12 protein-coding genes are annotated in these 11,033 nt (G+C 54.4%); all 12 read left to right on the top strand.

The features are described from left to right. The first annotated feature begins 2 nt into the window (after positions 1 to 2). The 12 genes from KI809_RS10620 (at position 3) to KI809_RS10675 (ending at position 10,957) form a co-directional block, all read left to right on the top strand. On the top strand, positions 3 to 389 hold the full coding sequence (locus tag KI809_RS10620) for a hypothetical protein (protein ID WP_214171543.1): 387 nt from the start codon (positions 3 to 5) through the stop codon (positions 387 to 389). Next, positions 386 to 1,453 (top strand): hypothetical protein, encoded by a 1,068-nt coding sequence (locus KI809_RS10625; protein WP_214171544.1) that lies wholly within the window; start codon positions 386 to 388, stop codon positions 1,451 to 1,453. The genes KI809_RS10620 and KI809_RS10625 overlap by 4 nt, the downstream gene beginning before the upstream one ends. After that, on the top strand, positions 1,450 to 2,451 hold the full coding sequence (locus KI809_RS10630; protein WP_214171545.1) for a hypothetical protein: 1,002 nt from the start codon (positions 1,450 to 1,452) through the stop codon (positions 2,449 to 2,451). Before KI809_RS10625 ends, KI809_RS10630 begins: the two co-directional genes overlap by 4 nt. A 32-nt stretch (positions 2,452 to 2,483) precedes the next feature. Continuing rightward, entirely contained in the window at positions 2,484 to 2,849 is a 366-nt protein-coding gene (locus tag KI809_RS10635) for a hypothetical protein (RefSeq protein WP_214171546.1), read from the top strand. A 3-nt stretch (positions 2,850 to 2,852) separates the two neighbouring features. Then, the gene (locus tag KI809_RS10640; protein WP_214171547.1) at positions 2,853 to 3,560 is read left to right on the top strand and encodes a hypothetical protein; all 708 of its coding nucleotides are present in this window, start codon (positions 2,853 to 2,855) and stop codon (positions 3,558 to 3,560) included. Beyond that, the gene (locus tag KI809_RS10645) at positions 3,533 to 5,356 is read left to right on the top strand and encodes a hypothetical protein (RefSeq protein ID WP_214171548.1); all 1,824 of its coding nucleotides are present in this window, start codon (positions 3,533 to 3,535) and stop codon (positions 5,354 to 5,356) included. The genes KI809_RS10640 and KI809_RS10645 overlap by 28 nt, the downstream gene beginning before the upstream one ends. A gap of 284 nt (positions 5,357 to 5,640) precedes the next feature. Further along, entirely contained in the window at positions 5,641 to 5,934 is a 294-nt protein-coding gene (locus tag KI809_RS10650) for a hypothetical protein (protein ID WP_214171549.1), read from the top strand. Then, complete coding sequence (locus KI809_RS10655) at positions 5,931 to 6,227, top strand: VpaChn25_0724 family phage protein (RefSeq protein WP_214171550.1); 297 nt, start codon at positions 5,931 to 5,933, stop codon at positions 6,225 to 6,227. Before KI809_RS10650 ends, KI809_RS10655 begins: the two co-directional genes overlap by 4 nt. A 5-nt stretch (positions 6,228 to 6,232) precedes the next feature. Continuing rightward, a complete protein-coding gene (locus KI809_RS10660) occupies positions 6,233 to 6,796 on the top strand; it encodes a DUF3486 family protein (RefSeq protein ID WP_214171551.1) in 564 nt (187 codons plus the stop codon). After that, positions 6,793 to 8,238 carry a phage terminase large subunit family protein gene (locus KI809_RS10665; protein WP_214171552.1) on the top strand — a complete coding sequence of 482 codons (1,446 nt, stop codon included), beginning with the start codon at positions 6,793 to 6,795 and terminating at the stop codon, positions 8,236 to 8,238. Before KI809_RS10660 ends, KI809_RS10665 begins: the two co-directional genes overlap by 4 nt. After that, on the top strand, positions 8,238 to 9,806 hold the full coding sequence (locus KI809_RS10670) for a DUF935 domain-containing protein (protein WP_214171553.1): 1,569 nt from the start codon (positions 8,238 to 8,240) through the stop codon (positions 9,804 to 9,806). Before KI809_RS10665 ends, KI809_RS10670 begins: the two co-directional genes overlap by 1 nt. Further along, entirely contained in the window at positions 9,806 to 10,957 is a 1,152-nt protein-coding gene (locus tag KI809_RS10675) for a phage head morphogenesis protein (protein ID WP_214171554.1), read from the top strand. The genes KI809_RS10670 and KI809_RS10675 overlap by 1 nt, the downstream gene beginning before the upstream one ends. Positions 10,958 to 11,033 lie beyond the last annotated feature (76 nt).

Consider the following 11,033-nt stretch of genomic DNA (forward strand, 5'->3'; position numbering starts at 1 on the left):
AAATGAGATTACTTGTCATTGCCATATTGCTCATGATCGCGGTACCAGCTACCGCGCTCGATCCCGGTCAGTATGATCTCACCCTTTATGCCAACGAAGATTTTGAGCTTAATCTTACCCATACGGCTGCCGGCCAGCCGGTTGATCTAACCGGCTACTCCTTTAAGATGGCCGCAAAAAAGAGCGGTGTTGCCGTACCGTTTGCCATCTTTTCCAGTGTAATTGTGGATGCTGCTGCAGGGAAAACCCGGCATCGACTGAGCCGTCGCGCTACGGCCGCCAATGCTAATGTGGCTGGCACATATGACCTGCTGCAGACCGACCCTTCAGGCAACAACAGCTATCGTATGCGGGGCGCATTCAAAATACTGGAAACTGTAACGCGATGATCCGGATCCTGCTCGCCATATTGCTGCTGATCCCAGCGATAGCTGCGGCCGAGGTCGTAGGTGTCACCGTCACCGGGCCATCTCAGCAGCTCATCGTGACAAAGCAGTCAAGCACGGTTACTGCCGAAACGGTCACAGTTAATGCCTCAATCAATCTAATTGGTACCGAGATTATCACCGTTGCCGTGCCCGGCCCCCAGGGGAGACCGGGCGATGGTGGCAGTGGCAGTGGCGGTGGCGTCACCGTACATAATAATCTCTCTGGCCGAGATGCCGCCAATGCGCACCCGGCAACTGCCATCTCCGGGCTGTCTACGGTTGCCCGTACCGGGAACTATGCCGATCTGACCAATAAACCTGCCATCCCTGAAGCGCAGGTCAATAGCGACTGGACAGCATCGAGCGGTCTTGCGCAGATTCTGAATAAGCCTGCGATTCCCAGTACAGCAACCGAAATCGCCTACAATGGCAGTACCGTTGCCGCGGCACTGGATCAAATACTTAATCCGATCAGCATCACTTCATTTACCCTGGATGGTGGTTCTAACATTACTCGCGAGATCGGTAGCTCATACACTATCACCACAGGGCTGGTTTGGGTGACTAACAAGTCCGCAACATCTCAGACGGTGAACTCTGTCGCCAGGACTAGCCCGTATTTACCATCTCCGTCTACGATTTCTACCAACCAGACCTACAATCTTTTAGTGAGCGACGGCCAGACCACAGCCAACAGCAGCCGCACGGTAACGTTCACCCATTACCGTTACTGGGGTGTCAGTTCGGCAGCGGTAATCGACGATGCCGGCATCATTGCTCTTAGTAAAGAGTTTGGCACGTCCCGCGGACAGAACCGCACCTTTGCGCCGGTCGATCAGTATATCTACATCGCATACCTGGCCACAGCCGGTGCCGCCGCCACTATCACGGTCAATGGCTTTCTCGATGATTCCTGGCAGATGGTCCAGCGCCAGTACATCAACGCTTCCGGGTATAGTGCAGAGTTTCGTATTTACCGCTCTGCATACCGCCTTACCGGAACCTATGTGGTGGTGGTGTCATGAGATGGCGCATTCGCGTAGCCTTGGTGCTACTGTCCCCGTTACTTGCGCTCTGGTGTTTTCAAGCGTTCCCTCAAGCCCGCGCCTGGGCTGCAGGCATCATACTCTCCGCCCCGGTAGAGCCCGGCGGTGCGTTCCCTGTCGCTAAGGGCCGCAATATCAGGGGCGCATTCATGGTTGTGTCCAGCCTCGGTGAGCGGGACAGAATCCATGACAGCCTCCGTGAGCCAGGCATGGAAGTTTCGATCAACGGCACAGTCTGGCAGCTTTATAGCGGCATAACCAATGACCGCTGGCGGCAACGCCCCGGCGGTGCCGGCGGCGGCGTAACCGTCCACAACAATCTTACTGGCCGCGACGTGCAAGGGTCTCATCCGGCAACAGCAATCTCTGGTATCGATACTGCCATTGCCCTGAAAATCCCCTCCAGGTTGCCGTTTGATGGCCGTCCCGGCCGGGATGCACTTAGATGTGAGATTTTGAACAGTGGCAGCGACGGCGTAGCTTACGACGAAAACGGTCTGAACCCGGTCGGATCTCCCGGCCCGTTCACTCTGGTCGGGTACGAAGGCGCAGTTCTCTTGGCTGAATCAGCCTATGTAAAGATCAGCTACGACTGGTTTGTCTCAATAATCGACAGCCAGGTAATCAGGCCGCCTGCAGAACTGGACGGCATGCAGATGCGCCGCCAGGTCCTGGATATCGGTATTCAGCCAAGCTACAGCACTCATCGGGTTAATAATAAGGTCACCGGGTATCTCAACGTCTCCACGTCCCGCTATCCGTCCGGGAAAAGGACCTGCAGCGCAACGTACTATGTGCCATTTACCCGGCGTGGAGCCATAGGGCTACCGGGGCAATCCGGAGCGGCAACTGCAGCTGGGGCGCGAGGTGCAGTCCAGTACAACTACAGCAGCGGCGTCATGTCTGGTGCCTATGGGCTCAATTATGATCCGCTTACCAATACAGTCACTATTACCGGTCGCTTGGTGGTGAAATGAATTGGGTTAGACCTGCACTAGCTGTTAGCTCAATGAGTCTCGTGATTATCTGGGCCTGCCTGGCGCTACAGTGCTCCCGGTTTCAGGATTCGCCGGGAACATGTGGAGTTATTTATAACAGGGCAAACGGATCAATCACTACGGTATGGAACTATAGCAACGCATCCATCTACCTGCCGATCTGGAACCCGGCTAACCCGTCGTTTGTGCCGTGCAGCAGCTACACCGGACCGAACCTCCCGCCAGAGGGCGCAGCCGTGAACTTATTACCCGATACCGTAGCGGCTCGCATGACCCCGTACTGCTGGACCTGCCACGGCGAGGCGGCAATCTGGAGATATGGCGATGCCAATACCGGCATGGCATTCGGTAACGGCAATCCGGTGGGGTACAGGTGATTAATGTGGCATGGGCTGATTATCGTACTACTGTTCGCGGCCACCGCGACCGCCGCCAGCGTAACCATCGAAAAACGTGGTGTCGGTACCGCAATTGTTGCCGATGGCAAAAACAGCTGCACCAGCGATATGCGAGTATGCACCTGGTCCGTAGACGCCGGGTCAACGTTTTCCGTCTCAGTGCAACGCGATGCCAGCAACGCCAATCTAATGTCCTGGGGCGGGCTCTGTGCTGAATACGAAGACCGCAAGCAGTGCACCGTTCGCCTCGACGACACTGCGGTCCGCCGGTACCGGGGAGTATATCCGATTCTTGTCGGTCTCGGTTATGCGGCCGATGGTCGCTGCCGGATCCCCGGTGGCATGTACGATTATATGTTTTTTGATTCGCTCCAGGTTGCAGTCAACACGATCAAATCCGGCGCAGGCAGTAACCCGGTGGAGTGCATAACACGCGGCTATTACAGCCTGGCAGTAGTCGATAGTGATGTAACGATTTCCGGCGGGTGGACCGGGTTCTCGCCGCCGATCCAGGGCGAGGCCCCAATGACTATAACAGACACAATAACGGTATCCACCGGGACATTAACGATAACCGGGCCGGTGCAGATAGCATGCGGAACCACGGTTGTAAATTCGCCGCTGGTTATAACAACGACACCTGTAGTGGTGGGAGCAAGTTCATGCGATTTTGGGTTGGTTGTTCGATAATCTTTATCCTGAGTACATCCGTATTTGCTGAGGATGTTAGCCGGCCAACCGTTGTGCTTCGGCCATGTGGCGGTACCAGGGTAGCACTCACCGATAATATCTGCGTTCCCGGCGACATCTATGACACTGAAGGGGCGTATTACATCGATGGTGAGGGGATCTATGGGTATCTGTATCCGAAGCTCCAGAACGTGCTGGCACCGGCAACACACAGCCATGCTGCCGCAACAACCACGACTGACGGTTTCTATAGTGCATCTGACAAATCCAGGATAGAAGCGTGGCTGTTGAGTGGCGCACCATCGACTAAATCGGAGGGAGCTACTTGCTCAGGTGCCTGGACCAGTCTCCAAGCGGCTGGCTATAGCCTGTCAACTGCAAAGGCCAAATGGTCATGTATTGCCAACCAGGTTACAGATATCACTGCTATTGGCACAGACTGGGCCGCGTTTGCCAATGCCGCCTGTAAATCGTCTGTGGTTGTTGTGTCAGCTTGTTCTCACATGTTTGAACGGCCAGCTACAGTTGCCGCAGGGACTACTGTAGCTGGCGAGGGGAACCTTAGCATTATCAGTCCCAAAGAGGATATTTTCCCTACTGCAAACGCGTTGATAGAAGTTGCCGGTACCGGCCAGTACATGACCTATACCCCCGGCAATAAAGTTGTTGTGAAAAACCTAGCGCTAATGGAAACAGACAAAGTGACCACTGGCCCGATCGGCGGGGCAGGCAGTTATGGGGTATTCACCGGGATCAAGATGGCGCCCCAGACCGGTTTGGATGTAACTGACGTTCAATTCCTCCACCTTAATAAGGGCGTTGTAATGCCAGATCTAGGGGAACGGCTCAATTATCAGCATAACTACACATACAGGACATTGCGACCTGTTTATATCGCCGGGTCAGTTGGTAATGTGAAAGTCAAGCACAGCACATTCAATACTACCTATAAAGCCAGTAGTAGCAACGAAGCGGTTGTTACTACTGCCGCTAACATAGGGATAGATGATTTTGAGTTTGTCGATAATGCAATCTATTGGCTGAAGGGTTTTGTCGATTACACCAATACCACGGCCATGCCGAATTTTGTGAAGGTAGCCGACAATCGCGGGTACTTTTACCGCGGCCAACCAATCATGTTCAATGTCGTAATGGCCCAATACGAAATGGATGTTTCCAGGAATTTCCTCTGGAATTATTCAGCATCAGGAGCGCCACTGATTAATATTGGCGGTGGAGTAGCAACAGTTAGAGATAATGTGACTGGTCATGATGGTGGCAGTGCATATTGCTTCGTAAAAGTAAATAATGCTGATGCTGTTGTTCAGTTTTCAGGCAACACCTACGGTTACCAATACGGAATATGTGCCAGCGACAATATCCAGGTCACGGTTAATATTTCCGGTGATAACCACTCCGGCTCGACAATCAGACGATCACAGTTTGCCTATCCTTATAAAGTCACTCTGCTGGGGGATTACCGCAAAACTCTCACCCATTCTGCAGCAACTACTATTGTCCCTGATATGGATGAGTACCAGATTTACATAACTGGCACCGGCACGGTCAATCTCCCCGCAGTTGGGTTTTCTCAAATCATGTCCTACAACGGCCGATATCGCATTACCAATGCGACAGCAAACGCTAAGACGATTGGTATCGGTCCGGAGGGAAATACCAGGATTATAGATCGGTTTGGAACAGTTATGTACACGATAGACATCCCGGCGTTTTCGAGCAAAGAATTTTCATTCGTCAGCAATGATTACCGAAACTGGGTTGAGGTTATCCCATGACAATAATGAAATGGCTACTATGTTTCGGCTGGGTTGCTATCGCATGGCAACATGACGGTGGCGCCGATTATTATACCGTGCATTATCGGACGACAAACCTGATTAGGTTTATGCCGCTAACATCAGCGACCGCGAAAAAGGTTAGGGTAAAACTCGACGCCAGGCGGCATTACTGGTTTAGGGTTACCGCGACGCGGGCCGGGCTCACGTCAGGGCCCAGCGAGATATTTTATCTGCCGAGAGGATATTAATTACACGGCAAACGCCGCTTTAAGGGGGATTTAATGGAGTTCGATTATAAGGCATTGCAGTTCTGGTTTTTGGCCGCCTGCACTCTGGGCAACTGGATCTACGCCTGGTGGAGCAACCGAGATAAGATTACGGCGGCCCGGTTTACCGATCTGGAAAATCGGCTGACCGCCCTGGAGATAAAGGGAACCTGCGTCAACCATGATGCGATGCATAAACAGGTTGATAAGGCCGTGAACAGCCTGGAATGGATTAAAGGGAAGGTAGACGGCATGAACCGAGCCGTTGACTTGTTAGTCGAGAACGAACTGAGGGGGGACAAGAAATGAGCTTCTCCGATATCATTTCCGAGCATATCCGGATCACCATTCTACGAGCGCTTAACGAGATCGGCGGCTACAGCTGCAATGAGTCGATACTTCATTCAATCGTGGCCCGATTCAAAATTATCGTCACCCGCGATCAGATTCGCATCCAGCTAGCCTGGCTCCAGGAGCAGGGGCTGGTTACCCTGGAGACCGTTGCTGAATTCTACGTGGCCACTATCACCCCACGCGGCATCGATGTCGCCGAGGGTAATGCTATTGTGCCGGGCATCAAGCGCCCGCATCCAAAGGGATAGCGGCTATGCCACAAGTATCGAGCATCGACAGATTACCGCCGGATATCAAGACTCAGTTGCAGCAGCTGCTCCAGGATCCCCGCGTCACCCAACTGGGAGCAACTGCCAAAATCAACGAGATACTGGCAGCTGACGGCCACCCTGAGCGGGTTAGTAAGTCCGCTGTCAATCGTTACTCCATGCAAATGGCCGAGGTAGGAGAAGAGCTGAGGCAAAGCCGAGAAATTGCCAACATGTGGATTGGCAAGCTGGGGACGGCCCCTGAGGGTAATGTGGGGATGCTGGCCATTGAGATCATTAAGACTATGTCTTTTGAGTTGGCTATGGTCCTTAAACGCGGCGATATGGACTCTGAGAGCGCACCCGGAACCATTAAAATGATCAAGGAACTCGCCCTCACCTGCATGCGGCTTGAGAAGTCGGCCAACGACAATATGAAGCGGGAGAAGGAGATCCGGACGCAATTTGCCGAAGAAGCGGCCAAAACCGCCAGCGAAACAGCACGGGCTGCAGGTGTCTCTCCGGATACAGTAGACAGGATCTGGAAAGAAGTGTTGAGGATGGCATGACCCACAAGGGCAACGCTAAAATTATACCGGCCAATCCGAACGGACTGTTTCTCCCGTTCCAGGAGAAGTGGATTAAGGATAATAGCCGGCTGAAGCTGGTAGAGAAATCGCGTCAGATTGGTTTCTCCTGGTCAACCTCATATCCATGTGTTGAACGCACGGCACTGCAGGGCGCTCGTTACGATCAATGGGTGTCAAGTCGAGATGAAATCCAAGCAAAGCTATTCCTGCTCGATTGCAAGATGTGGGCACAGGTATTCAGTATGGCGGCTGAAGATTTAGGGGAAGTCGTCATTGATGCAAAGAAGAAACTCTCTGCCCAGGTCCTGAAATTCGCTACTGATAGGTGCATCTACTCCATGAGTAGTAATCCGGATGCCCAGGCCGGCAAGCGCGGCGGGCGCGTCCTGGATGAATTTGCCCTGGGCGACGATCCACGGTTGATGTGGTCAATCGCCTATCCCGGCCTTACCTGGGGCGGCAGCATGGAAGTCATCTCTACTCATCGTGGCAGCGCCAACTTTTTCAATTTACTGATCCGGGAGATTCTGGAGAAAAACAACCCTAAGCGGATCAGCCATCATAAAGTAACCCTGCAGGATGCCCTTGAACAAGGATTCCTGTTTAAACTCCAGCAGGCTCTCCCCGAAGATGCCGAGCAGCAGACTATGGATGAAGCGGAGTATTTCGACTTCATCAAGAACGGCTGTGCCGATGAAGAATCGTTCCTGCAGGAATACATGTGCGTCCCTGGGGATGATGAAACCGCTTTCCTGGAATATGACCTGATTGCCAGGGCCGAGTACCCTGCTAATGAAAAGTGGGAAATTGAATCTCCGGAGGATTGCAAAGGCCGACAATTGTATGCCGGCATCGACATCGGCCGCACCAAGGACCTGACAGTAATCTGGATACTTGAGCTGCTTGGTGATGTGCTCTATACCCGCAAAGTGATCGAGTTGCGGAACATGAGCAAACCTGACCAGGAAAAGGTGCTCTGGCCATGGGTTGATTGGATGGTCCGTACCTGCCAGGACTACACCGGCTTGGGGATAGGCTGGGGTGATGATGCTCAAAAGAGGTACGGTGAGTATCGTTACGAAAACATATCCTTTAGTGGCCGAGTCAAGGAATCGCTGGCCTACCCGGTACGCGGCAAGATGGAAGATCGCAAGGTTCGCATTCCATTTTCATCCGAAGTCCGTGCAGATCTCCGCGCAGTCACTAAGGAGACCACCGCCGCCGGGAATATCAGGTTTACTGCAGAGCGATCAGAAAACGGCCATGCGGACCGGTTCTGGGCGCTGGCGCTGGCCATTCATGCAGCAGGCAATAGCGGCCCAACCACATACGCCTACCACGGTATCAAGAAAGCTGATTCCGGTCTCTCCAGGGACATTCGCACAACCCACGGCATCGGCCGTATAGAAGGATGCTACTAATGGCAAATATAACCCTTTATGACGCCTATGATAGGCCGGTACAGCGCCAACAGCTGGGCAAAGAACAGGCCGCTCCGGCGATGACCGGTATCCGGTCGCTCTGGAACCATAGCAGTGTTACCTCCGGTCTTACGCCGCAACGGCTGGCACGGCTGCTGCGCAATGCCGACGAAGGGGAAGCTGACGATTACCTTACCCTAGCCGAAGAAATGGAGGAGAAGGACCCGCATTACGCCTCGGTGCTCGGCACTCGCAAACGTGCCGTGGCCAGGCTGCCGATCGTGGTCGAGGCGGCGTCCGATGATGATCAGGATGTGAGAGATGCCGATGCTGTCCGCCTGCTGATGAAGCGGGCTGGTATAAAGGGGATGATCGAGGATCTGCTTGACGCCCTGGGTAAGGGGCATTCGGTAGTTGAGAACATCTGGAATACCTCGGAAACACCCTGGGTGCCTGGGCGTCTGGAATGGCGCGACCCCCGGTTTTTTCAATATGACCGGGTGACGTTACGGGAATTGCGGCTGAAGGATGATTCTGCGCCGATGGATGGCCTGCCGCTTACGCCGTTTGCTTTCATCGTCCACATACCGCGGCTCAAGAGCGGCATACCGATCCGCGGCGGTCTTGCCCGCCTGGCTGCCTGGACCTTCATGTTTAAGAACTACACAGTCAAGGACTGGGTGGCATTCTGCGAGGTGTACGGCATGCCGCTCCGGGTCGGAAAATACCGTCCTGGAGAAACAGAGGACAATATCTCCATCCTCCGCTCTGCAGTCGCCAACCTTGGCAGTGATGCCGCGGCGGTTTTCCCGGAGGGAATGCTGATAGAACTGATTGAGCGCACTGGCGGCACCGGCGGCGAGTCTCTTTTTGAGCGGGCGGCTGACTGGTTCGACAAGCAACTTTCTAAGGCGGTTCTGGGCCAGACCATGACAGCTGATGACGGCAGCAGTCAGAGCCAAGCCACGGTGCATAATGAGGTACGCGAGGATATCCGCGATGCTGATGCCGAGCAGCTCGCCGAGACGATAGAGCGGGATTTGATTAAGCCGTTTCTCGATCTCAACTTCGGTCCCCGGAAAAACTATCCGCATCTCTGTTTCCGTGAACCCGAGACCACTGATATCCCGGTCATGGCCAAAGCGCTGGCCCTGCTGGTCCCGCTGGGGTTGCGGGTTGAAGTGTCCGAGGTGCGGGACCGGCTCGGGTTCTCGGACCCAGCCAAGGATGCTGAGTGCCTGGCGCCGGCAAAGTCAACCGAGCCGGTAACGATCAAGGAGAATAAGCTGCCGCCGGAAACCGCGCTTAATGCCGAGCGGATTGCCGAAGCGCGGGACGCCTCTGATCAGTTGACCGATCTGCTGGCACAGCGGGCCATGGCACAAAACGATATCTGGATTGGCCTGCTGCAGGGGCTGGTAAACAGCTCGGCCGACCTGGAGGATTTACGCGATCGCATTATTGAGCTGTTCGGCCATATGCGCCCGGATGAATTCGGCGGCCTTATGGCCCAGGCCATGACCCTGGCTGAAGCTGCCGGCAGGGCTGATGTTATGGATGGTGATTAATGACCCCGGAAGAGCACAGTCGCACCTTTAACCTGCCGTTTAACGAGGCTGAAACGTTCTTTCAAGGTAAGTTGAATATCCCGACGGCAGTGTGGGATGATCTGCAGAAGGACCAGCATGCCAAAGGGTTCATGATTGCCGGGGCAAACAAGGCTGAGCTTTTGGCAGATTTCCGCGCTGCCGTACAGAAATCGATCAATGGCCAGATGACCCTGCCCGAATTCCAGAGCCGCTTTGATGAAATAGTGGCAAAGCACGGCTGGAGCTACAACGGCAGCCGCAACTGGCGCAGTGAGCTGATTTATAATATCAACGTCCGCACCGCCTACATGGCCGGCCGGTGGGAGCAGTTGACATCCCCAGGAACGCTTCTCCCCTTCCTGACTTATCGTCATGCCGATGGTGTGCGCCATCCCCGGCCAGTGCATGTTTCCTGGAATGGCCTGACCCTGCCGGCTAATCACCGGTTCTGGAAAACCAATTTCCCTCCCAACGGGTGGGGCTGTCATTGTACCGCGTTTGCCGCATCCCAGCGGGACCGGCAGGCGGCTATTGACGCAGGGCTTGGCGAGCCGCCAGCAGGATGGGATAAGGTTGATCCCAAGACCGGCGCACCGGTCGGCATCGACAAAGGGTGGGATTATAACGTCGGCATGGCTCGCGATCGCAGTTACCAGATCCTGGGAGAGAAGTTCGAGACCTTGCCCAACGATATAGCCCGCTCCTGGATGCGTGAGCACGTCAACGGTCCGGCGTTCGAGAGGTTTATTGAGGGGAAGATCGGCGGAGAATTCCCGGTAGCGGTATTGAACTTGACCGACATGGCAGCCCTGGATACTGAGGCTCAGTCGGTTTGGTTTTCACAGGACAGTCTGCTGAAAAACAGAGGGGAGTTGCCGACCAGGAGCGCCGGTCACCCTGAACTGACCTTGGCTGAATATCGACTGATTCCGGAGATCATTGACCAGGGCGAGGTTTACCGGAGAAACGATGAGAAGCTGATTTACCTGTTGCGGGGAGATACCGTCTATCGAGCGGTGCTGAAAAAAACCAAGGACGGCAGCGAGAACTATTTTCTGAGCCTGTTCGGTAGTTCCAATGAAACCAATGCCATAAAACAGGTGGCGGCCAAATACGAAAAGGTTCGTTAACCGGGCGGGGGCGGCGTCCCCGCAAGCGCTCATCATCGGGTTTCCCCGAAGGCGTCGGCAGCCTGTGGCCGAACCG

It is taken from the genome of Geoanaerobacter pelophilus (genome assembly GCF_018476885.1).
In the GTDB taxonomy this organism is placed as follows: Bacteria; Desulfobacterota; Desulfuromonadia; order Geobacterales; family DSM-12255; genus Geoanaerobacter; species Geoanaerobacter pelophilus.